A 21,981-nucleotide genomic window follows, 5' to 3' on the forward strand; every position below is an offset into this window, starting at 1 on the left:
CCGGACCCCGGTCCGATCCGCATGATGCCGGACGGCCCGCAGGCCACGGGGACTTTCAACACCGTGCCGGAGGCCGGCGTTGGCGAATCGATGAATGCCAGGTGTCTGGCGGTTGACCGCAGGGCCGGATGGGCCTAATCGTGCCCACCGAAACATGTCCTGCCACCGCCGCGTACTCAACATGATCATGTCATGACCGCGACGCCCCAGTGCCATACGGTCATGGTCGGGCGCTGTACCGCATCCGCGACATGCGCTGAGCACAAGCACGCAGCACCAGAGGTTCGCCTTCGTCGACGCGCACTGCCCGCCTTCCGGCGCGATTCAGTTAGCGAGACAACATGAAACGGATGCTCATCAATGCGACCCAGCCCGAAGAGCTGCGCGTCGCGCTGGTCGATGGACAACGTCTGTATGACCTGGACATCGAATCCGGTGCCCGGGAACAGAAGAAAGCCAATATCTATCGCGGCAAGATCACCCGCGTCGAACCTTCCCTGGAAGCCGCTTTCGTCGATTTCGGTGCCGACCGTCACGGATTCCTGCCACTGAAGGAAATCTCCCGAGAATATTTCACCAAGGATCCCGGTGGTCGCCCCAACATCAAGGAAGTCCTCAAGGAGGGCCAGGAAGTCATCATTCAGGTCGACAAGGAGGAACGTGGTAACAAGGGAGCCGCGTTGACCACCTTCATTAGCCTGGCCGGTCGTTTCCTGGTGTTGATGCCCAACAACCCTCGGGCTGGCGGTATTTCGCGCCGCATCGAGGGTGAGGAGCGCGCCCAGCTCAAGGAGGCCATGGGACAGCTGACCCTGCCCGACAAGATGGGCGTGATCGTACGCACGGCAGGTATCGGTCGAAGCCCCGAAGAGCTGCAGTGGGATCTCGACTACCTGGTACAGGTCTGGGAGTCGATCACCGAGGAGGCCGGCAAGCGCCCCGCGCCTTTCCTGATCTATCGCGAATCCAACGTCATCATCCGCGCCATGCGCGATTATCTGCGCCAGGATATCGGCGAGGTTCTGATCGACAGCCCCGAGGTCCATCAGGAGGCCTTGACCTTCATTCGCCAGGTGATGCCGTCGTATCAACAGAAGATCAAACTCTACGCCGATGAGGTCCCGCTGTTCTCGCGCTTCCAGATCGAGTCGCAGATCGAGACTGCCTATCAGCGCGAAGTCAAACTGCCCTCCGGTGGCTCCATCGTCATCGACCACACCGAGGCCCTGGTTTCCATCGATATCAACTCGGCTCGTGCCACCCGCGGCAGCGACATCGAGGAGACCGCACTGCAGACCAACCTGGAAGCCGCAGACGAAATCGCTCGCCAGCTTCGCCTGCGCGATATCGGCGGTCTAGTGGTCATCGACTTCATCGACATGAGCCCGGCGCGCAACCAACGCGAAGTCGAGAATCGCATGCGTGATGCGCTCAAACTCGACCGGGCGCGAGTGCAGATTGGCCGCATCTCGCGCTTTGGCTTGATGGAAATGTCACGCCAGCGCCTGCGCCCCTCGCTGGGTGAAACCAGCGGCGTGGTCTGCCCCCGTTGTGTCGGCCAAGGCACCATCCGCGATGTGCGCTCGCTATCGCTATCGGTCATGCGCCTGATCGAAGAAGAGGCGATGAAGGAGCGCAGCGCCCAGATTCGCGCCATCCTGCCAGTGCCGGTGGCCACTTACCTGCTCAACGAGAAGCGTAGTGTGCTTGCCGAGATCGAACGTCGCCAGGGCGTCCGGGTGGTGATTTTGCCCAGTCCGGAAATGGACACGCCGCACTACGATGTTCAGCGCCTGCGAGCCGACCATCTCGACGAAGAGGACACCGAAAAATCGAGCTTCGAGTTGTCCACCGATACCGAGATCGGCAAGGAACCCGATACCAGCTTCGAAAAACCCGCGCAACGTGCCGAAGCGGCGGTCAAGAGCGTGGTCCATAATGCCCCTGCCCCCGCCTCGTTGCAGCAAGAGGAAGTTGCTCCCACTGAAAGCAAGGTCACAGCCGGAGCCCCCCAAGGCGAAGGGACTTTGGCTCGCCTGGTCAAGGGGATTGCCCGACTGCTGGGTGGTGCCGATGACACCCAGGCAACTCGTTCAGCCGAGGAGCAGGAGCCTCAGCCTCGTCCCAGTAGTGCTCGTCGTCAGGAGAGTGACACCCGCAGCGGGCGTGGCGGGCGTAACGGCGGAAGCAGCCGTCGCGGGCGCGGCGACAGCCGTGAGGAAGCCCGCCAACCCCGTGGTCAGCGCCAGGAAACGGCGCGCGGCGAGGCACGCGACACCAAACCGGCCGATACCAAGGCCGACAACCGTGGCGAGGCCGATCGCAAGCAGGCGGATGGTCGTGGCCAACGCGGTCGCGGTCGTGCACGCACCGGCGACGACAGTCAGCGTGCACAGGAGACTCGTCAACAGGAACCAGCCCAAGTCGACAAGGCTCCCGCCGACGATACCCCCAAGGGCAAGGAAGCTGACAAGGTCAGCGAAGACAGCAAGCCCAAGCGGACTCGCAACAATCCACGTCAGCGCACTCGCAAGCACGCACTGAACCCTGAAGCCAAGGCCGAGCAGGAACGCTTGCAGGCTGAGGCGGCAAAGCAAGAGGCCGTACCAGCTACCAAGGCTACCGAGGCCAAGTCGGAAGCCAAAGCCAGCGAGGCCAAACCCGAAGCCAAGGTCAGCGCGCCCAAGGCTGAGGCCAAGCCCGAAGCCAAAGCCACTGAGCCCAAGACCGAGGCCAAGCCGGAAGCCAAGCCCAGCGAGGCCAAGCCGGAAGCCAAGCCCAGCGAGGCCAAGCCCGAAGCCAAAGCCACTGAGCCCAAGGCCGAGGCCAAGGCCGAAGCCAAGCCCAGCGAGCCCAAGGCCGAAGCCAAGCCCAGCGAGCCCAAGGCCGAAACCAAGGCGACTGAGCCCAAGGCCGAGGCCAAGCCCGAAGCCAAGGCGACTGAGCCCAAGGCCGAGGCCAAGCCCGAAGCCAAGGCCACTGAGGCCGAGGCCAAGCCCGAAGCCAAGGCCACTGAGCCCAAGTCCGAAGCCAAGGTCAGCGAGCCCAAGACCGAAGCAGAAGCCAAGGTGGAAGAGACCAAGCCTGCAACCCGCCGTCGTCGCCGGGCACACAACGACCCTCGGGAAATCCGCCGTCGCGAGCAACAAGCTCAGGCCAAGGCCGACGACAGCAAGTAAAAGCGAGTCTTCCCGAGTACTACCGAAAACGCCCACCGCAATGCGGTGGGCGTTTTCCTTTTACGGCCTGTTCCCACTGCCATCAAGCGGTATCGGCCAACCCTATCAGGCGCGGCTCGCGTTCGAGACTCACTCCGAAACGTTGCCACACCCGCATAGCGATAGCATTGGAAAAGGCCAGCAGTTCGCGAGCATTCCCGTCGCCATGATGAACCAGCACCAGTGCCTGCCGATCGTGAACGCCGAAGGCACCCTCGCGATATCCTTTGAGCCCACATTGGTCGATCAGCCAGCCCGCCGCTAACTTGACACGTCCATCCGGCAGTGGAAAGTGCGGCATATCGGGGTAACGAGACAATAATGCCCGCGCCTGTACCGTCGTCGCCACCGGATTCTTGAAGAAGCTTCCGGCATTGCCGAGTTGCGAGGGGTCGGGGAGTTTTTCGCGCCTGATACTGATCACGGCTTCGGCAACCTCGCGGGCCGACGGCGCCGGTCCCACGCGCCTGGCTAGATCGCCATAGTCCAGCCGCGGGCACGAGCGACGCGAAAGCTGTAATACCAGCTTGGTGATTGCCACTCGACCGTCCAACTCTCCCTTGAAGATGCTGTCGCGATAGCCAAAGGCACAGTCGGCGCTCCCCAGCACGGCCTCGCGTCCATCGTCGAGGTACACCAAGTGTACGGCTTCCAGTACCTCGGCCAATTCGACACCGTAGGCACCGATGTTCTGGATCGGTGCCGCGCCGCAGTGACCGGGGATCAAGGCCAGATTCTCGATACCCCACAGGTCGCGTTCGACCAAAGCCATGACCAACGCGTGCCACTCCATGCCAGCCTCGACATGAACGCGTACCGAACCGGCAGGTCCCTGCTCCAGCCACCAACCGGTGAAGGCCGGCTGCACCACCAATCCCTTCAGGCATTCGCCGAGGATCAGATTGCTGCCCCCTCCCAGCAGTGTCAGTGGCCATTGGCGTTCGCGCGCCATCGTCACCACCGACATCAGTTCGCCTTGGCTGGCAGGAGCCACGAAGTGAACCGCTCGGCTAGGCAGGCCCAGCGTATTGGCTCGCGTCAGATCGCGATCCCGATGTATCTCGAGACTCAAGACGTGGCCTCCAAGCGACGACGCAACTCGTCGATCAACCCCTCGGCTCCCGCTTCGACCAGATCCAACACCTTCTCGAATCCTTGCTTGCCCCCGAAATAGGGATCAGGCACCTCCTTGTTCTCGTAGCCAGCGAAGTCGAGGAAGAGTCCGATATGCGCCCGACAGTCCGGTGGGCACCACGCCTCAAGCACTAAAAGGTTGTCTCGGTCCATGGCCAGCAGATAGTCGAAGCGATAGAAGTCATCGACCTCGAGCTGCCGTGCACGCAAGCCGCTCAGGTCGAAGCCACGCCGCGCCGCCGCAGCCATGGCGCGACGATCCGGAGCCTTGCCGATATGCCAGCCACCGGTCCCGCAGGAATCCACCTCGACACGAGTCGCCAACCCGGCCTGCTCGAGCTTGTGACGCAAGATACCCTCGGCGGTGGGAGAACGGCAGATGTTGCCCAGACAAACCAAGAGAACACGCATCGCTTATCGCTCCCCGTCGTGATCCGCACTGAACAATGCTCTGACCCGCACCAGGTCCTCGGGAGTATCGACACCGGCCGGATGTGCCTGGCAGGCCAACCCCACCTGAATGCGATGCCCCTGCTGCAGAGCACGCAACTGCTCGAGTTGCTCGAGACGCTCCAGCGGCGCCGGTGACCAACCACGATAGGCCGCCAGGAAACCGGCTCGATAAGCGTACAGACCGATATGGCGCAGCCAGACATCCTGCGCAAGAGGCCCAGAATGCCCGGTCAAGGGACCGTCTCCCCACTCCTCTCGATGCCATGGCACGGGCGCCCGCGAGAAATATAGGGCACGACCGGATAAGTCACGCACCACCTTGACAACGTGTGGGCTGAACAGTGCCTCGGCATCCATGATCGGTTCAGCCAGAGTCGCGATCGAGGCGTCGGGGTCCTCGGCAAGGCACTCGGCGACTTGATCGATCAGTACTGGCGGTAACAAGGGCTCATCGCCCTGAACGTTGACCAGGATTGCCTCCTCGGTCAGCGCCAGCGACTCGGCCACTTCACTCAGTCGATCGGTGCCGGTGAGATGGTCTGCCCGGGTCATCAACACCTCGCCGCCAGCCTCGGCGATGACGTCATGGATACGTTCGTCATCGGTCGCCACGACGACGCGCGAGGCTCGGCTCTGTTTGGCCTGACGCCAGACCTTGACCACCATCGGCTCACCACCGATATCGAGCAACGGCTTGCCCGGCAGGCGGCTGGACGCATAACGCGCGGGGATCACGGCGATGAAATCACTCATGCTCGGGAGCCCCTGGCGTCTTGCCCAGCTTCTCGTCGACGTCCATGACCCGAGCCTCCTCTTCCAACATCACCGGGATGCCATCACGTATGGGGAAGGCCAGGCCGTCGAAGTGGCACTTGAGTTCACCACGATCGCGATCGTACTTCAGCTTACCCTGGCACAGCGGGCAAACCAGCATGGCCAGCAGTTCCTTATCCATTGTCATCTCTACCTACTCGGGAATCTTTGTGTTCGAGGATACTTCCATCAAGCACTCGAGACGCCGTTCCAGCCAGTCGATGAACTCTCGACCGGGGCACGCCTCCACATCCAGCGCCCAACAACGAGCATCGGCGAAACTACGACACTTCACCGCATCCTTGGCAGTCATCACCACCGGCCGATCATCGCCAAAGGCCAGGTCGCCCGCCTTGTAATCATGATGATCGGCGAACGGATGTGGTTCGACCTCTAGTCCCAAATCCGCCAGGGTGGCGAAGAAACGCTCGGGATTCCCGATACCGGCGACAGCATGCACTCGTCCGGTAAGGGGATGAGTATCGATCGACACCCGGGAGTCATCGTCGAGCCGGCGCCAATAACGAGGCTCCAGCCGCATTTCATAATGTGGCTGGGGTATCGCCCGGCGCGGCCGACCGTTGACGATCAAGGCATCGCAACCGGCCAGGCGCGACATGGGCTCGCGCAGCGGACCGGCAGGCAGGCAACGCGCATTGCCGAAACCTCGCTCGCCATCCACCACCACCAGTTCGATATCCCGCCCCAAGGCCAGATGCTGCAGCCCATCGTCACTGATCAGGATATCGCAGCCTTCTTCAAGCAGGCGACGGGCGCCCCGCGGGCGCAAGGGATCGACCACCACCGGCACGCCGGTCTGACCTGCCAGCATCAAGGGCTCATCTCCGCACTCGGCAACCGGTGTGTCGGGGCTCACCCGCAAAGGATAGGCCTCGCTTCGACCACCATAGCCACGTGACAGGATACCCGGGCGCAACCCTCGCTCGACGAGCCAGCGCGCCAACCAAGCCACCAGCGGCGACTTGCCGGTCCCACCGAGGGTGATATTACCGACCACGATCACCGGTACCGGTGCCCGCCACACCGGCTTGCGCCCTGTGGCATAGGCACGCGCACGCGCCGCAACCAGGCTTTGATACAGCCACTCCAGTGGAACCAACCCCTTGAGCCAGGCGGCGTCTCGATACCAAGCCGACAGCAGGCGCGAACTCAGGGCCGCCTTCACGCTGTCTCCTGGAACTGCAAACGGTATAACGCTGCATAGGCACCGTCCTGTGCCAGCAACTCGGCATGACTTCCGCGTTCGATGATTTCCCCTTGCTCCATCACCAAAATGCGATCCGCACGTTCGACGGTCGACAAGCGGTGAGCGATGACGAAGGTGGTACGGTCACGACAAACCCTTTCCAACGCTCTCTGAATATAGCGCTCCGACTCGGTATCCAACGCCGAGGTAGCCTCATCGAGAATCAGGATCGGCGCATCCTTGAAGATGGCCCGGGCGATGGCCAGACGCTGACGCTGCCCTCCCGAGAGCATTACCCCATTCTCGCCGACTACGGTGTCGTAGCCCGCTGGCAGGCGTGCGATGAACTCATCGGCATAGGCGGCGCTTGCCGCGGCTATGATCTCTTCCCGGCTCGCACCTGACATGCCATAGGAAATATTGTCGGCGATACTGGCATTGAACAGCGTGACTTGCTGCGAGACCAGGGCAATCTGACGGCGCAAGGGAGGCAGCCGATACTCTTCGATAGGAACCTCATCGATGAGAATCCGCCCCGCAGTCGGACGGTAGAAACGCGGCAACAGGCTGACGAAGGTCGATTTTCCGCTTCCCGAGCGCCCGACGATGGCGACCATCTCTCCTTGGGCGACCTCGAGGTCGATCCCCTTAAGCACTTCAGGCTGCTCCTCGCCATAAGCGAAGCGCACCCCCTCGAAGCGAACCTTTCCGGCGAAGCGTGGCGGCTCACGAGTTCCTTCATCGGGTTCCAAGGGCTCTTCGAGCAAGCCAAACAGTTCACCTGAAGCCGCGATTCCCTTCTGGATGGAACTGTTGACCTCGGTAAGCTGGCGAACAGGCTTGGCCAACAGCGAAGCCGCGGTGATGAAAGCCACGAATTCGCCTGGCGTCATGCTGGCCATCAAAGCCGGTGACATCGCAAACCAAACCAATATCGCCAGCGCCAGCGCCACCAAGAGCTGGATCACCGGCGTACTGGTGGCCTTGGTCAAGGCTTCCTTCATGCTTTGCTGGCGGTTGTATTCGCTAGCGCTCGCGAAGCGACGCTTTTCGTAGTCTTCTGCGCCATGGGTACGCACCACGCGGTATCCGGACAAGGCCTCCGAGGCCACATGGGTGACATCCCCCATGGAGTGCTGGATGCGTTGCGAGATGCGCCGAAATCGCTTGCTGGCATAACTGACCACCCCGCCGATCAAGGGGGTCACGCCAAGAAACAACAGTGTCAACAGCCAGTTGGTCCACAGCAAATAGACGACCAAGCCGATCACGAACAACCCCTCACGCAACAGAATGGTGATGGCATTGGTCGCCGCCCCCGTGACCTGCTCGACATGATAGGTCACCCGTGAGATCAGATGGCCACTGGAGTGGGAGTCGAAAAAGCGGCCAGGCAAATGCAACATATGACCGAACACATCACAGCGCAGGGCATGCACCACGTTACGAGCCACATTACTCATGAAGTAGGTACCAAGGAAGGTGCCCGCGCCACGAGTGGCAAACATGCCGACCACGAACAGCGGCAGGAACACGCGAAAAGCAGCATCGGGATCCTGAATCCCGTCGATCAGCCGCTTCATCATCTCCGCCAGGGCCGTACTGGATGCCGCATAGATGCCATACCCCAGCACGGCCAGCAGGAAGGACTTCCAATGCGGCCTGACGTAGCCCAACAGGCGCATATAGAGGGACCAGCCTGACGTCGACATTTGTGTCACGGTGACTCCGCTTGAATGAATGAGTTCTCATACTCGCGAGTGGCAATACGCACACGCGAGATCCCCAAGGCCGCGGCATGATCCAAGGCCTTGACCACGGCGGCATGTCGTGCACGGCCATCGGCCTCGACGATCAGGCCATGCTCACGCGCTTCCCCGACCCGCTCGGCCAGCACCGCTTTCAGTTCGTTGGCCGGCACGCGCTCGTCGCCCAGGCGATAACCGCCTTCGGCGTCGACCACCAAGGTCACCGGCGCGGCTTCAAGAGAAGCGCCGGCCGTGCTCTCGGGCAACACCAGTTCGAGCGCCTGGCGAGTATCGAAAGTGGTCGAGACCATGAAGAAAATCAACAACAGAAAGACGACGTCGATCAGCGGTGTGAGGTTGACCTCCACCGGATCGCGGCGTCGCCGCGGAAATCTCACAGGCGCCCCACCCGCGGCTCGCGATGCCCCTCGGCATCGTGCCGTTCACCCTCATGGCGCTCGGCAAGCGTCAGCTCCCCCTGGTGGTGGGCCAGGAACTCGACCAGCAGTCCGGCCTGCTCCTCCATGCGCACAGTAATGTCCTCCACGCGACGCTGGAAGTAACGATGGAACATAAGCGCCGGAATGGCGACAGTGAGACCGGTGGCAGTGGTCACCAGCGCTCGCGAGATCCCCCCGGCTAGATCGGCGGTGCGCTCGACTCCATCGGTGGCGACGATCACCGAAAAGACTTCGATCATGCCGACCACAGTCCCCAACAGACCGATCAAGGGGGTTATGGCGGCGATGGTCCCCAGGGGGTTCAAGAATCGCTCCATATCATGGATCACCGCCATGGCAGCCTCTTGCAAACGGGCCCGCACTTGCTCGTGACCGAGCCGCGCGTTGCGCAAGCCCGCAGCCAGTACGCTACCCAGTGGCGAATGACTCTCCAGCCAATGAAGATTGACCTGGCCTTTGGCAATCAGCGTGCAGACCTCCTGCCCCAATCCCAAGGGTGCGATGCGCTGGGCTCGCAGCGTCCACAGCCGTTCGATGACGATCACCGTAGCCACCAGCGAACAGCCCAACAGCGGTATCATCAACCAGCCACCAGCGACCAGGGCGTCGAGCACATTCATTCGAAGCTCTTCCTCCAGGCTCAAGGCATCGGGCGGTGAAACGTCTCTCCCGAATCAAGGGTGCGATTTTACCTCATGACAGAGGCCTTCGACACCGCTGCCCGGTTGCCCTCGCATACCGGTGACCAGCGGACCATCGGCGCCACCCAACCACAGTGTCACGGCCCCATCCAGGGCGGTATTCCATAGACAGCTTTGGTGACGGCGAAAGCGCCTGATGACCTCGTCGTGAGGATGGCCGAAGGCATTGTCACGACCGGCGCTGAAGATCACATGGCGTGGCGCGAGCTCCGCCACCAATTGCGGCCCTGAACTGGTGCGGCTGCCATGATGACCGGCTACCAGCACCTGCAACGGATGCGACACCTGGCGCAAGAAGCGTCGCTCGACCTCAGCCCCCACATCACCGGTGATCAACAAGCGCTGCTCGCCGGCCTCGACCAACAGCACGCAGGATCGGTCATTACTCGGCCATTCACCGCTGTCCTCGGAAGGCGGCCACAGGAAGCGAAACGTTACGCCATCCCAGTGCCAGCCTTCACCGGCCAGACACGAGATGAAAGGCACGCCGATGTCCTCACCGGCTGGGGCCAGATAATGCCCTACATGATGATCGGCTAGCGCCGGTACGCCGCCGGCGTGGTCGATATCGGCGTGGCTGGCGACAACCCTATCGAAGGTCTGTCCGGATGACCACAACGTGGTCAGGGGCATGAAGCCGGAACGGAAGCGCGGCCCCGTGTCGTAAAGCAATCGGTGGTTGGCGGTACGCAACTCGATCAGTTGTCCCTGCCCCACATCGTGCACGCGTATACGGACCGCACCCTCGGCAATCACCGGCGGTTCGAGTGCGAATAGCATTGCTGCCAATAGCGCCGTCCCCGTGACACGCAGGCCTTGCGCCAACCCCGGCAAGGCCCACAGCATGGCAACCGCCCCCAGCACCAACACCATGGGCAGCACTTGCCAGGCAGGCGGCTGCCAGAGCGGCAACCCGGCCACGGCCTGATCCAACAGCGTGACAAGACCTTGAGCTAACTGCCCAAACAACCACCAACCGTTCTGCGACAAGGGGGGCACGCCGACCAACAGCCAGCCGATCAGTCCAAGGGGCACCATCAGGACGCTCACCAACGGTACCGCGAACAAGTTGACCAACGGTGCTACAGGTGCCACACGTTCGAAGGCCAATAGCACCGCTGCCGCCATCATTGGCGCCAAGAGCCCTTGGGTTCGCAACAGTGCCCAGCACCATCCCCTTATCCCTTGTGGTCGTTTACGTCGCTGCCAGATCAGGATCAACAAGGCCACGGCGACAAACGAAAGCCACAGCCCTGGTCGCCACACCGACAACGGGTCGCTCGCCACCACCAGCGCCAGAGCTAGCCACCAGCCCTGCCAAACCCCAGGAGCGTGACGGCCACTGGCCACCCACAGCCCGACCAGAGTCATGATCACGGCACGCATAGCGGGCGGCTCGAGTCCAGCCAGCCAGGCATAGGCAAAACTTGCCATCGCCGCCACCCACCAGGGCCAGACCGCCATGCGCCAGCGACCTGGCGTGATCAGTCGCGCCACTCCCCGCGCCAATATCAATGCGAAGGACGCCACCAGCCCCACATGCAAACCGGAGATGACCATCAGATGGGTGGTGCCGCTGGCATTGAGCAGCTCCCAGTCGTCGGCACTCAGGCGCTCCCCGGCACCCAATGTCAGGGCCGCCAGCCAGCGACGCGTCGAGGCCTCCAATGGTTGCTCATCCAAATGCGCCAGTGCCATGCGTCTCAGCGAGAATCGAGGCCCGGCCTGGCGCACCGCTGCCGGCTCCGTTCGCACATAACCAGTAGCGTCGATGCCCTCGCGCCACAACCAGGTTTCGTAGTCGAAGGTATGGGGATTCATGAACCCACGCGGCGGACGCAGTCGCACGGTCAGTGCCCAGCGCTCATCCACGCGCCAGTCATCGCTAGAAAAGGCGCTGACCCGAACTTGGCGCAGGCGCTCGCACGGCAAGCGGGGGGACTCGAGAGGCTGGCATTGCTCCACGTCAATACGGAGCCGTACGCGCTCGTCGCCTTCATCGACCAGCGAGACGACACGTCCCTCGACTCGCAAATCCACACCGGACAGTCCTTGTGGAAGCTGTGCGTGGCGCGCCGACAACACTTGCCCCGCCACCAATCCCGCCATCAGCAGCATCCATAGCGCGATGCGCTGCCGCGATGCGCAGGCACACAGCAGCGCCAGCGCCCAGGCCTCGAACACGCCAGGCAGCGTCAGACTGCCAAGAACAGCCCCCACTAACGCGGCGACGGCTAGAGGCATCGCCAGCCCCACTTGCATTCCCTTGCTCCTGCATCCCTTGTGAGAACCATCCTCGCCGCGAACCACCGAGGCATCCTGCGCAAGCATGGCGAGTGGCGCGACTAGTATGGATAATAGCCCGAATCACGAATCGATGAGCCGACTTCATGCCGCGCCGTTTCTTTCAGCGCTATCTACCCCATCCCGACACCCTCAAACGCCAACGCTCCTTGCGCGTCGTGGGTCACCTGATCGGCAACCCATCGTTGTGGGTGCTGTCACGTCGCTCGGTAGCAAATGCCTTTATGGTCGGCTTATTCAGTGCGCTGCTGCCGATCCCCTTTCAGATGGTGGTGGCGGCCTTCGGCGCCTGGCTGCTGCGCTGCAACCTGCCGTTGTCGGTGGGATTGGTATGGATCACCAACCCGCTGACCATGCCCGTGATCTTCTACGGGAATTATCTTCTCGGTGCCTGGCTGTTGAGCACTCCGGCCCGAGAAGCACCGGGGCACCTGTCGACACACTGGATCGCCGAGCAGATGGTCGACATCCTGCCGGTGCTGGTCTTGGGTTCACTGGTATCGGCAGTAGTAGTGGGACTTGCCGGCAACCTGATCATCCGCCTGATCTGGCGTTGGCATGTTGCGAGAAGCTGGAAACGCCGCCGCCTCAAGCGCCGACAGGCCCGGCGATCGGCCGTCGATGATCTTTGATCGTCCTGGCCGTGCCGATCACTCCGACGGTGTCAATCGCCCGTCGTCAAGGCGCAATATGCGATCCTGGTGCGCAGCCAGTGCCGGGTCATGCGTCACCACTACGAAGGCACAGGCACTGTCACGCGCCAATTCGTCCATCAACGCCAGGATACTTGCCGCAGTGCTCTGATCGAGGTTCCCGGTGGGTTCGTCCATCAACACCACGCTCGGATCGGTGATCAGGGCGCGGGCGATCGCGACCCGTTGACGCTCGCCGCCGGACAGCTCTCCCGGCTTGTGCTCGCTGCGTTCGGCCATGCCGACCCTCGTCAGGATCTCGCGCGCCCTCGCCATCGCAGGCTTGCGCTTGTGACCGCGCACGATCAACGGCAGCGCGGCGTTCTCCAGCGCCGTGAACTCGGCCAGCAAGTGGTGGAACTGATAGACGAAACCAATATGCCGGTTACGAAACCGCCCCATCGCCGCCTCGTCGAGTTCCGACAGGGACTGTCCCGCCACGTGTACTTCACCAGCACTGGGGCGATCCAACCCTCCCAAGAGATTGAGCAGGGTCGTCTTGCCCGAGCCTGAACTGCCCACTACCGCGACCCGCTCACCGGCTCTGACATCGAGCGCCAAGTCATGCAACACCGTGACGTCCTGGGGACCTTCGCGGTAAACGCGGGTCAACCCCCGACAAGACAACATGACGGGTGACGTCGAATGCTTGTCATCGGCGGGCATTGCGACAGATGGCATCTCGGTTCCCTTGTTCATGACAACACCTCACTCGTAGCGCAGAACTTCGGCCGGCTGGATGCGTGCAGCACGCCAAGCGGGATACAGGGTCGACAGGAACGTCAGGCCGAAGGCTGCCGCCACGATGTTGCCGACATCGCTCCACTCCAGTCGCGACGGCAGATAACTGATGAAGTACACATTGGCATCAAGGAACTGGATACCGAACAGCGACTCAACGCCACGAATCAGTTCAGAAATCGTCAGTGCCAGCCCGATGCCAGCTGTCACGCCGATCAGAATACCGATAATCCCGATCGCCAGTCCCTGGACGACAAAGATCCCCATGATCGAGCGAGGCGTGGCGCCGATAGTGCGCAGGATGGCGATATCGGCATGCTTGTCGGTGACCACCATCACCAAGGTCGAAACGATATTGAACGCCGCCACAGCGATGATCACTGTCAACAACAAGGCGATCATGCGCTTTTCCATCTGGATTGCCTGGAACAGGTTACCGTGGGAAAAGGTCCAATCGAACCCACGGTAACCGGGTCCCAGATCATTGACGATCGCCCGGGTTTCGGTACTGGCGGCGAACAGATCGTCGAGTTCCAGACGCAGCCCGCCCACGGCATCCCCCAGGCGAGCCAGGGTCTGCATATCCTCGATATTGGCATAGGCGAGGTTGGAGTCGAGGTCGGCGCCAACGCTGAAGATGCCGCTCACGGTAAAGCGCTTGAGTCGGGGGAAAACACCACCTGGGGTGATCGAGGCCTCCGGGACCAACAGTGTGACACGATCACCCACTCCGACTCCTAACTGACGAGCCAGCAGTGAGCCCAACACGACGTTCCATTCACCGGGAACCAGGTCGTCGAGACTACCCCGTTGCATATGGTTACCGATGATCGATACCTGGCTCTCGTACTCCGGGTCGACACCCGTGACCATGGCACCCTTGTTGTTCCCTCCGGCCGAGAACATTCCCTGCTGCTCCACATAAGGAGCCACACCGATCACCCGTTCACGCTGAACCAAGCGGCCTGCCAAGGCTTGCCAGTCGGTCAACCCGCCACGAGCCTCGATCTTGGCATGCGGCACCATGCCCAGTACCCGGGTGCGCAGTTCATGGTCGAAGCCATTCATCACCGAGAGAACCAGGATCAACACCGCCACCCCAAGCATCAAGCCCAGCATGGAGGTCAAAGAAATGAAGGAGATGAAGTGATTACGGCGCTTGGCGCGCACGTAACGCAATCCAATCAAGAATGGCAGGCGGTCGAGCATCGCGATCGGTTCCTTGTCTGCGGGCGCTCATGGTACGGTTTTTCGTATCGGGCTGCACGGAGAATGCCGCATGTCATCCACTTCGCCCCACTAGCGGACCTCGATTCAGTACTTGCAACGGCAACGTGCTGGCCCTACATTGCGCGGTTTCGTGGCGCACCCGAGAGAAGACTGCGATGGCAAACCGCTTGTTCCCCGAATGGCATCCCCAGGATGCGGTTCAATTGACCTGGCCCCGCGTGGATAGCGACTGGGCAGGGCTGCTCGAGCGTATCGAGGCGACGCTGGAGGCCATCGTGGTGGCCATCGCTCGCTATCAAAACGTGCTGATCAGCGTGCCCGACACCGCCACCCGCATCCGGTTGACAACGAGTTTCCATCATCTGGGCATACCGACGCAACGCCTGCGACTGATCGTCGCGCCGGCCGACGACACCTGGTGCCGCGATCATGGTCCCATCGCCATCGAACGCGACGGTCATCCCGTGCTCCTGGACTATACCTTTACTGGCTGGGGCGGCAAGTTCCCAGCGTCACGCGACAATGCCCTGAACCGTGCCCTGAACGACCAAGGCGCCTATCGATCACCACTCGAATCTCGCGATCTGATCCTCGAAGGGGGAGCCATCGAGACCGACGGTCAAGGCACGCTGTTGACCACCGAAGCCTGCCTGCTCAACCCCAACCGCAATGCCTCCCTTGACCGGGAGGCAGTGGAAGCGCATCTGCGTCAGGATTTCGGGGTCGAGCGCGTGCTATGGCTAAGTCACGGCCACCTGGAAGGCGACGATACCGACAGCCATATCGACACCCTGGCACGCTTTTGCGACCCGCAGACCATCGCCTATGTGCGCTGCGACGACGAACTGGACAGCCACTATCCTTCGCTCAAGGCCATGGAAACCGAGCTCCAGAGTTTCCGTCAGGCCAATGGTCAGCCGTACCGGTTGATACCGCTGCCCTGGCCAAGCGCTTGCCACGACCCCGAAGATGGCCACCGTTTGCCGGCCACCTATGCCAACTTTCTGATCATCAATGGTGCGGTGTTGGCCCCCACCTATGGCGATGCCGCCGATGCATATGCCCTGGAGGCACTGGCCAAGGCCTTCCCCGGCCGCGATATCGTACCCATCGACTGCCGCAGCGCGATACGCCAACATGGCAGTCTGCACTGTCTGACCATGCAACTGCCCCAGGGAAGCCTGACGCCCTTCGCCGAGGAGTAACGAGATGAGCAAGACCTTGAAAGTGGGCCTGGTGCAACAAGAAGCCTGGCCGGAGAAGAACCGCAGCCTGGCCGAGAGCGAAGCCGGGGTGCGCGAACTCGCCGCCCAGGGGGCCGAACTGGTGTTGCTGCAGGAACTGCACGCCACTCACTATTTCTGTCAGTACGAAGACCCCGCCCTGTTCGATCTGGCCGAGCCGCTAGACGGCCCCACCGGACAGCGCCTCGCTGCGTTGGCCGCCGAATTGAATATCGTCCTGGTCGGCTCTTTGTTCGAGCGCCGTGCCCCAGGGCTCTATCACAACACCGCGGTGGTCTACGACCGGGCACGAGGCCGGGTCGGCCACTACCGCAAGATGCATATTCCCGACGATCCGGGCTTCTACGAGAAGTTCTACTTCACCCCAGGCGATGCCGAACAGGGTCAAGGTTTCGCGCCCATCGATACCTCGGTGGGCCGCTTGGGCGTGCTGGTGTGCTGGGACCAATGGTACCCGGAAGCGGCGCGCCTGATGGCACTTGCCGGCGCGGAGCTACTGCTCTATCCCACCGCCATTGGCTGGCACCCACCGGACGATGGCGACGAAAAGGCCCGCCAGAAGGATGCCTGGACCCTGATCCAACGTGCGCACGGTGTGGCCAACGGCCTGCCGGTGCTTGTCGCCAACCGCGTCGGTCATGAGCCCGACCGATCGGAAGTCAGCCCCGGGATCGACTTTTGGGGCGGCAGCTTCGTCTGCGGTCCACAAGGCGAATTGCTGGCGCATGCCGGCGAGGGCCCCGAACGGCTGTTGGTCGAAATCGACATGGCACGCTGCGAGGATACCCGGCGCATGTGGCCGTATCTGCGCGACCGCCGCATCGACGCCTATGGTGACCTGACGAGGCGGTATCGGGACTAGGCGTCGAGCTTCGAGCTTCGAGCTTCGAGCTTCGAGCTTCGAGCTTCGAGCTTCGAGCTTCGAGCTTCGAGCTTCGAGCTTCGAGCTTCGAGCTTCGAGCTTCGATCAGCAGTCTGCTGTCCCTTTCAGTTGGCTGCCAACTACCCGTTGCCCGAAGCTCGCTGCTCGACGCTGAGGGTTACTTCCAAAAATCCCGTATCGAGGCGATACCTTGTGCCCCCACGGCCCTGGCATGATCGGCGTCGTGACGCGTCATGCCACCCAGGGCGAATACTGGCATCCCGGCAGTTTCCACCAGTTGCTGGAAATCGTGCCAGCCCAGCGGCTCGACTTCGGGATGGGACGGCGTGGTACGCAGTGGCGACAGGGTCACGAAATCGCAGCCGATACGTTTCGCCTGGTCGAGCTGGGCCCGGTCGTGAGTCGAGGCCGACAGCCACTTGTCTTCGGCGATGGGACGACGCTCCAGGCTCATCAAGCGCTCACTGGTCAGGTGTACCCCATCGGCATCGAGCGATCGCAACAGCTCCGGTTCGCCATTGAGCAGCAAACGAGCACCATGCTCGCGACACAGCCCCAGCGCCTTCTCGGCGCGCTTCAGATAAGCATCACGATCCAGGGTCTTGGCGCGGAGCTGAACCAAGCTTATGCCATCCTCGCGCAGCGCCCGCCCCAACTTGGCCAGGAATACCTCGTCATCGACCTCTTCATCGCTGATCAGGTACTCGGTGGGTAGCATCACGGCGCGCAGAATTGGCAGGTTGGCAGCCGGGAAGGGGTAGTTGTAAAGCTCGTCCATCGGCACCCAGCGTACCGCCTGTCCCTCGCGACCGAAGGGCTCGCCAGCGAAGGTGAGCACCTGCCACACGTCCAGCAGGATATGCTTGTCGGGATACTCGTGATGCACACGGATCAACGGCTGCGCGCGCTGGATCTCCACGCCCAGTTCCTCGTGCAGCTCACGCTTCAAGGCCTCGAAGCCGGTCTCGTAAGGCGCCAGCTTGCCGCCAGGGAACTCCCACAGCCCGCCCTGATCGACATTGGACGGACGCCTGGCGATCAACACTCGCCGACTGTCCCGACTGATGATGGCGGCAGCCGCCACATGTACCCTTCTCTTGACCATGGTGCTCATTGACTCTTCCAGAATGGGCAACGCGTCCATCGCAGACTCGGCTCAGCTACGATAATCGGCGTTGATCGATACGTATTCGTGCGACAGATCCGAGGTCCAGACCGTGGCGGCTGCCTCGCCGCGCCCCAGGCGGATGCGGATGGTAATCTCCTCGCCCACCATCACTGCACTGCCAGCCTCTTCGGTATAGCTGGCGGCTCGGCCACCCCCTTCCACCAGCCTGACCTCGCCGAGGTCGATGACCACACGCTCGACATCGAACGCTTCCACCGGGGCCCGCCCTACCGCTGCAAGAATGCGCCCCCAGTTGGCATCTGAGGCGTAGAGCGCAGTCTTGACCAGCGGCGAATGGGCCACGGTGAAGGCAACATCCAGCGCTTCCTCGCGCGTACGTGCCTCGCTGACCTCCAGGGTAACGAACTTGGTGGCCCCTTCACCGTCGCGAATGATGGCCTGGGCCAGCTCGATCAACACACGATCGAGTGCCTCGCGGAAACGCGCGATATCGTCATCGCTGGAAACCCGGGGGCCTCGGCCAGTGGCGATCAGCATGCAAGCATCATTAGTGGAGGTATCACTGTCCACGGTGATGCAGTTGAACGAGCGTGCCACACCCTCGCGCAGCAGGGTCTCAAGCAGCGCCTGATCGACACCGGCGTCGGTAGCCACGAAGCCCAACATGGTGGCCATGTTGGGCTTGATCATGCCTGAACCCTTGCTGATACCGTTGATGGTCACCTTGCGCCCCCCGATCTCGAGCGACGTGGTAGCGCCCTTAGGACGGGTATCGGTGGTCAGGATGCCTTCTCCGGCTGCCTGCCACCCATCGGCCGTCAGCGACTCCAGGACCATCGGCAAACCACCGAGCAAACGGTCCATGGGCAATGGTTCGCCAATCACCCCCGTGGAAAACGGCAATACCGCCGAACCCGGCACACCAGCGAGACGTCCAAGCTCGGCACAGGTCGCTTCGGCATCGCGCATGCCGACGTTACCAGTACCGGCATTGGCGTTCCCGGTATTGACCACCAGAAAGCGCGGCGCCCCGCTCGATAGATGGCGCTTGGCCACATGCACCGGCGCTGCGCAAAAGGCATTTCGCGTGAAGGTTCCCGCCACGCTCGCGCCCTCGGCGATCTCGATCACCACCAGATCACGACGCCCAGGTTTCTTGATCCCGGCCTCAGCCGTCCCCAAGCGCACGCCCTCGATCACCGGCATCGCCGGAAACAACGCCTCACCCACCGCCATGGTGATGTCTCCTTAACTGAGTTTTCCGCAACACTGCTTGTACTTCTTGCCCGAACCACAGATGCAAGGATCGTTGCGACCGACCTTGGGCCCCTCGCGCCGTACCGGCCGTCCATCGGCACCGGGCACCGCGGCGGCCTGGCCGCCGGCAGTGGCATCGGCCCTCCCCACATCGAGGGCATCACGGCGATTGCCGGCCTGGGCCTTCTCACGCTCCAGAGCCTCACGACGCTTGCGCTCGAGCTCCTCGACTTCTTCCTGGCGACGCACCTGGACATGACTGAGGATACGCGTCACATCGGACTTGATATTGGCCAACAGAGTCTGGAACAGCTCGAAGGATTCGCGCTTGTATTCCTGCTTGGGGTTCTTCTGCGCGTAACCACGCAGATGAATGCCTCGCCGTAGGTGGTCCATGGCCTGCAGGTGTTCCTTCCAACGAGTATCCAGCACCTGCAACAGCACCTGCTTCTCGAAGCGGCGCATCAGTTCCGCACCAACCGCCTCGACCTTAGCGGAATAGGCATCGCGATGCTGAGCCTGGAGGCGCTCACGCAACTGTTCCTCGTGGAAGCGCTCGTCTTCCTCGGCCCACTTAGTCACCGGCGCATCCAGGTTGAACTCGCTCTTGAGATGCGCTTCGAGGCCTTCCAGGTCCCATTGCTCAGGCAGGCTCTGCGGCGGCACGAACTCGCTGATCGCCTCATCGAGCACTTCCTCACGGATGCCCAGCACGGTGTCGGAGACATCCTCGGCGGCGAGGATGCCGTTGCGCTGCTCATAGATCACGCGACGCTGATCGTTGGCCACGTCATCGTACTCGAGGAGCTGCTTGCGAATATCGAAGTTGCGGCTCTCGACCTTCTTCTGAGCCCGTTCGACCGCATTGGAGACCATCTTGTGCTCGATTGCCTCGCCATGTTCGATACCCAATGCCTTCATCATGCGCTGAACCCGTTCGGAGCCGAACAGCCGCATCAGGTTGTCTTCCAGCGACAGGAAGAAACGGGTCGAGCCGGGGTCGCCCTGACGCCCGGAACGCCCACGCAGCTGGTTGTCGATCCGCCGCGATTCGTGGCGTTCGGAACCGACCACGTGCAAGCCGCCGGCTTCCACAACGGCACCATGGCGCTCCTGCCAGGCCGCCTTGATGGCCTCGACCTGGGCCTGGTCGGGATTGTCGAGCTTGGCGACCTCGGCCTCCCAGTTGCCGCCGAGCACGATATCGGTGCCGCGACCGGCCATGTTGGTGGCGATGGTGATCGCACCGGGCCGGCCAGCCTGGGCGATGATCTCGGCCTCGCTCTGGTGCTGCTTGGCATTGAGCACGTTGAAGGTCAGGCCTTCTTTCTTCATCAAGCCGGCCAGATACTCGGAGGTATCGATGGAGGCCGTGCCCACCAGTACCGGGCGGCCCTTTTCCGTTTCGGCCTTGACGTCCTTGATGATCGCCTCGAACTTCTCCTCTGCGGTGAGGTAAACGAGGTCATTGAGATCCTCGCGGATCAGCGGCTTGTTGGTGGGGATCACCATCACGTCCAAGCCATAGATCTGACGGAACTCGAAGGCCTCGGTATCGGCGGTCCCGGTCATCCCCGCCAGCTTCTCGTAGAGACGGAAGTAGTTCTGGAAGGTGGTGGAGGCCAGCGTCTGGCTCTCGCGCTGGATGGCGACCCGCTCCTTGGCCTCCACCGCCTGATGCAGGCCTTCCGACCAGCGTCGACCGGGCATGGTGCGCCCGGTATGCTCATCGACGATCACCACCTGACCGTCGTTGACGATGTAGTCGACATCGCGGTGGTAAAGATGCCGTGCTCGCAGCGCCGAATGCATGTGCTGCAGCAGGTTGAGGTTCTGGGCAGCGTACAACGAGTCATTCTCGCCAAGCCGCCCCTCGCTGCGCATCAACTCCTCGACCTTGTAGTGCCCCTCTTCGGTCAGCTCGACCTGCTTCTGTTTCTCGTCGAGCAGGAAGTCGCCAGTGGACGGATCCTCCTCATCGGTGCAGAGGGTCAAGTTGACCGCCAGACGGTCCGCCACCTGGTACAGTTCGGTGTTCTCGTCCACCGGGCCGGAGATAATCAGCGGCGTGCGGGCCTCGTCGATGAGAATCGAGTCGACCTCGTCGACGATCGCGTAGTGCAGCTCTCGCTGCACCTTGTCTTCCAGCGAGAAGGCCATGTTATCGCGCAGATAATCGAAGCCATACTCATTGTTGGTGCCGTAGGTGATGTCACAGGCGTAGGCGGCCCGCTTTTGCTCCTGATTCTGACCGGCATAGATGGTGCCCACCGAGAGCCCCAGGAACTCATAGAGCGGTCGCATCCACTCGGCATCGCGACGCGCCAGATAGTCGTTGACCGTGACCACGTGCACGCCCCGACCGGGCAAGGCGTTGAGGTAGACGGCCAGGGTTGCCACGAGGGTCTTACCCTCGCCGGTCTTCATCTCGGCGATCTGTCCCCGGTGTAGGGTGATCCCGCCGATCAGCTGAACGTCGAAATGGCGCATGCCCATGACGCGCTTGCTGGCCTCGCGCACAACGGCGAAGGCTTCCGGAAGCATCGAGTCGAGCGACTCGCCATTGGCCAGTCGCTCACGAAATTCGGCGGTGGAGGCCTGGAGCGTCGTGTCGTCGAGCGACTCGTACCGCGGCTCCAGTGCGTTGATCTGAGCAACCGTCTTGCCCATGCGTTTGACTTCGCGGTCGTTCTTGGAGCCGACGACCTTGCGCAACAGAGTATTCAGCATGACAGGTCCAATAGATTTAGTGCCTGTGGACAGTGC

18 protein-coding genes are annotated in these 21,981 nt (G+C 62.1%); 4 read left to right on the forward strand and 14 right to left on the reverse strand.

Going from position 1 to position 21,981, the window contains the following annotated elements; genetic code table 11:
• The first annotated feature begins 341 nt into the window (after positions 1-341).
• Positions 342-3,179: a ribonuclease E gene (rne, locus tag IE093_RS02965; protein ID WP_189466065.1), complete on the forward strand. Its 2,838-nt coding sequence runs from the start codon at positions 342-344 to the stop codon at positions 3,177-3,179.
• A gap of 82 nt (positions 3,180-3,261) precedes the next feature.
• Here rne and murB read toward each other — a convergent pair whose 3' ends face one another.
• Genes murB through IE093_RS03010 form a run of 9 tightly spaced genes read right to left on the reverse strand, consistent with a single transcriptional unit; the run spans position 3,262 to position 11,997 of the window.
• On the reverse strand, positions 3,262-4,290 hold the full coding sequence (gene murB, locus IE093_RS02970) for a UDP-N-acetylmuramate dehydrogenase (RefSeq protein WP_189466067.1): 1,029 nt from the start codon (positions 4,288-4,290) through the stop codon (positions 3,262-3,264).
• A complete protein-coding gene (locus tag IE093_RS02975; protein WP_189466069.1) occupies positions 4,287-4,763 on the reverse strand; it encodes a low molecular weight protein-tyrosine-phosphatase in 477 nt (158 codons plus the stop codon). The genes murB and IE093_RS02975 overlap by 4 nt, the downstream gene beginning before the upstream one ends.
• Positions 4,764-4,766: 3 nt before the next feature.
• Positions 4,767-5,558 carry a 3-deoxy-manno-octulosonate cytidylyltransferase gene (gene kdsB, locus IE093_RS02980; protein WP_189466071.1) on the reverse strand — a complete coding sequence of 264 codons (792 nt, stop codon included), beginning with the start codon at positions 5,556-5,558 and terminating at the stop codon, positions 4,767-4,769.
• Positions 5,551-5,760, reverse strand: a complete 210-nt coding sequence (locus IE093_RS02985) for a Trm112 family protein (protein ID WP_189466073.1) — start codon at positions 5,758-5,760, stop codon at positions 5,551-5,553. Before IE093_RS02985 ends, kdsB begins: the two co-directional genes overlap by 8 nt.
• Positions 5,761-5,772: 12 nt before the next feature.
• Positions 5,773-6,804, reverse strand: a complete 1,032-nt coding sequence (gene lpxK / locus IE093_RS02990) for a tetraacyldisaccharide 4'-kinase (protein WP_229803204.1) — start codon at positions 6,802-6,804, stop codon at positions 5,773-5,775.
• Positions 6,801-8,537: a lipid A export permease/ATP-binding protein MsbA gene (gene msbA, locus IE093_RS02995; protein ID WP_189466459.1), complete on the reverse strand. Its 1,737-nt coding sequence runs from the start codon at positions 8,535-8,537 to the stop codon at positions 6,801-6,803. The genes lpxK and msbA overlap by 4 nt, the downstream gene beginning before the upstream one ends.
• 5 nt (positions 8,538-8,542) lie before the next feature.
• Entirely contained in the window at positions 8,543-8,971 is a 429-nt protein-coding gene (locus tag IE093_RS03000; RefSeq protein WP_189466075.1) for an ExbD/TolR family protein, read from the reverse strand.
• Positions 8,968-9,654 (reverse strand): MotA/TolQ/ExbB proton channel family protein, encoded by a 687-nt coding sequence (locus IE093_RS03005; RefSeq protein ID WP_189466077.1) that lies wholly within the window; start codon positions 9,652-9,654, stop codon positions 8,968-8,970. Before IE093_RS03005 ends, IE093_RS03000 begins: the two co-directional genes overlap by 4 nt.
• A gap of 54 nt (positions 9,655-9,708) precedes the next feature.
• Positions 9,709-11,997, reverse strand: coding sequence for a DNA internalization-related competence protein ComEC/Rec2 (locus tag IE093_RS03010; protein ID WP_189466078.1), 2,289 nt, complete (start codon positions 11,995-11,997; stop codon positions 9,709-9,711).
• A 128-nt stretch (positions 11,998-12,125) separates the two neighbouring features.
• Here IE093_RS03010 and IE093_RS03015 point away from each other — a divergent pair, with 128 nt between their 5' ends.
• Positions 12,126-12,671 carry a DUF2062 domain-containing protein gene (locus IE093_RS03015; RefSeq protein ID WP_189466080.1) on the forward strand — a complete coding sequence of 182 codons (546 nt, stop codon included), beginning with the start codon at positions 12,126-12,128 and terminating at the stop codon, positions 12,669-12,671.
• Between the two features lie 18 nt (positions 12,672-12,689).
• On the opposite strand, the gene IE093_RS03020 is transcribed toward IE093_RS03015, so the two are convergent.
• Together IE093_RS03020 and IE093_RS03025 are read right to left on the reverse strand one after the other, a co-directional pair.
• A complete protein-coding gene (locus IE093_RS03020; protein WP_229803221.1) occupies positions 12,690-13,397 on the reverse strand; it encodes an ABC transporter ATP-binding protein in 708 nt (235 codons plus the stop codon).
• 42 nt (positions 13,398-13,439) lie between these two features.
• Complete coding sequence (locus tag IE093_RS03025) at positions 13,440-14,681, reverse strand: lipoprotein-releasing ABC transporter permease subunit (protein WP_189466084.1); 1,242 nt, start codon at positions 14,679-14,681, stop codon at positions 13,440-13,442.
• A 176-nt stretch (positions 14,682-14,857) separates the two neighbouring features.
• Between IE093_RS03025 and IE093_RS03030 the strand changes: the two genes are divergently transcribed.
• Both IE093_RS03030 and IE093_RS03035 read left to right on the forward strand, forming a co-directional pair.
• On the forward strand, positions 14,858-15,907 hold the full coding sequence (locus tag IE093_RS03030; protein WP_189466086.1) for an agmatine deiminase family protein: 1,050 nt from the start codon (positions 14,858-14,860) through the stop codon (positions 15,905-15,907).
• A 4-nt stretch (positions 15,908-15,911) separates the two neighbouring features.
• Positions 15,912-16,808 carry a carbon-nitrogen hydrolase gene (locus IE093_RS03035; RefSeq protein WP_189466088.1) on the forward strand — a complete coding sequence of 299 codons (897 nt, stop codon included), beginning with the start codon at positions 15,912-15,914 and terminating at the stop codon, positions 16,806-16,808.
• Between the two features lie 178 nt (positions 16,809-16,986).
• Here IE093_RS03035 and IE093_RS03040 read toward each other — a convergent pair whose 3' ends face one another.
• From IE093_RS03040 to secA, 3 genes are read right to left on the reverse strand one after another with little or no spacing between them, the layout of a single operon-like run.
• On the reverse strand, positions 16,987-17,934 hold the full coding sequence (locus IE093_RS03040) for a Nudix family hydrolase (RefSeq protein ID WP_189466460.1): 948 nt from the start codon (positions 17,932-17,934) through the stop codon (positions 16,987-16,989).
• Between the two features lie 51 nt (positions 17,935-17,985).
• Positions 17,986-19,194, reverse strand: coding sequence for a bifunctional glutamate N-acetyltransferase/amino-acid acetyltransferase ArgJ (gene argJ, locus IE093_RS03045; RefSeq protein WP_189466089.1), 1,209 nt, complete (start codon positions 19,192-19,194; stop codon positions 17,986-17,988).
• Positions 19,195-19,206: 12 nt separating this feature from the next.
• Positions 19,207-21,945, reverse strand: coding sequence for a preprotein translocase subunit SecA (gene secA / locus IE093_RS03050; RefSeq protein ID WP_189466091.1), 2,739 nt, complete (start codon positions 21,943-21,945; stop codon positions 19,207-19,209).
• Positions 21,946-21,981: the final 36 nt, after the last annotated feature.

The organism is Litchfieldella qijiaojingensis (assembly GCF_014651875.1).
GTDB lineage: Bacteria > Pseudomonadota > Gammaproteobacteria > Pseudomonadales > Halomonadaceae > Litchfieldella > Litchfieldella qijiaojingensis.

Bases quoted from the DNA above. Each gene is read 5' to 3' on its own strand.
- rne (WP_189466065.1), top strand. From the start codon at position 342: ATGAAACGGATGCTCATCAATGCGACCCAGCCCGAAGAGCTGCGCGTC.
- IE093_RS02975 (WP_189466069.1), bottom strand. From the start codon at position 4,763: ATGCGTGTTCTCTTGGTTTGTCTGGGCAACATCTGCCGTTCTCCCACC.
- kdsB (WP_189466071.1), bottom strand. From the start codon at position 5,558: ATGAGTGATTTCATCGCCGTGATCCCCGCGCGTTATGCGTCCAGCCGC.
- IE093_RS02985 (WP_189466073.1), bottom strand. From the start codon at position 5,760: ATGGATAAGGAACTGCTGGCCATGCTGGTTTGCCCGCTGTGCCAGGGT.
- msbA (WP_189466459.1), bottom strand. From the start codon at position 8,537: ATGTCGACGTCAGGCTGGTCCCTCTATATGCGCCTGTTGGGCTACGTC.
- IE093_RS03005 (WP_189466077.1), bottom strand. From the start codon at position 9,654: ATGAATGTGCTCGACGCCCTGGTCGCTGGTGGCTGGTTGATGATACCG.
- IE093_RS03010 (WP_189466078.1), bottom strand. From the start codon at position 11,997: ATGCAAGTGGGGCTGGCGATGCCTCTAGCCGTCGCCGCGTTAGTGGGG.
- IE093_RS03015 (WP_189466080.1), top strand. From the start codon at position 12,126: ATGCCGCGCCGTTTCTTTCAGCGCTATCTACCCCATCCCGACACCCTC.
- IE093_RS03020 (WP_229803221.1), bottom strand. From the start codon at position 13,397: ATGCCCGCCGATGACAAGCATTCGACGTCACCCGTCATGTTGTCTTGT.
- IE093_RS03025 (WP_189466084.1), bottom strand. From the start codon at position 14,681: ATGCTCGACCGCCTGCCATTCTTGATTGGATTGCGTTACGTGCGCGCC.
- IE093_RS03030 (WP_189466086.1), top strand. From the start codon at position 14,858: ATGGCAAACCGCTTGTTCCCCGAATGGCATCCCCAGGATGCGGTTCAA.
- IE093_RS03035 (WP_189466088.1), top strand. From the start codon at position 15,912: ATGAGCAAGACCTTGAAAGTGGGCCTGGTGCAACAAGAAGCCTGGCCG.
- IE093_RS03040 (WP_189466460.1), bottom strand. From the start codon at position 17,934: ATGGTCAAGAGAAGGGTACATGTGGCGGCTGCCGCCATCATCAGTCGG.
- argJ (WP_189466089.1), bottom strand. From the start codon at position 19,194: ATGGCGGTGGGTGAGGCGTTGTTTCCGGCGATGCCGGTGATCGAGGGC.
- secA (WP_189466091.1), bottom strand. From the start codon at position 21,945: ATGCTGAATACTCTGTTGCGCAAGGTCGTCGGCTCCAAGAACGACCGC.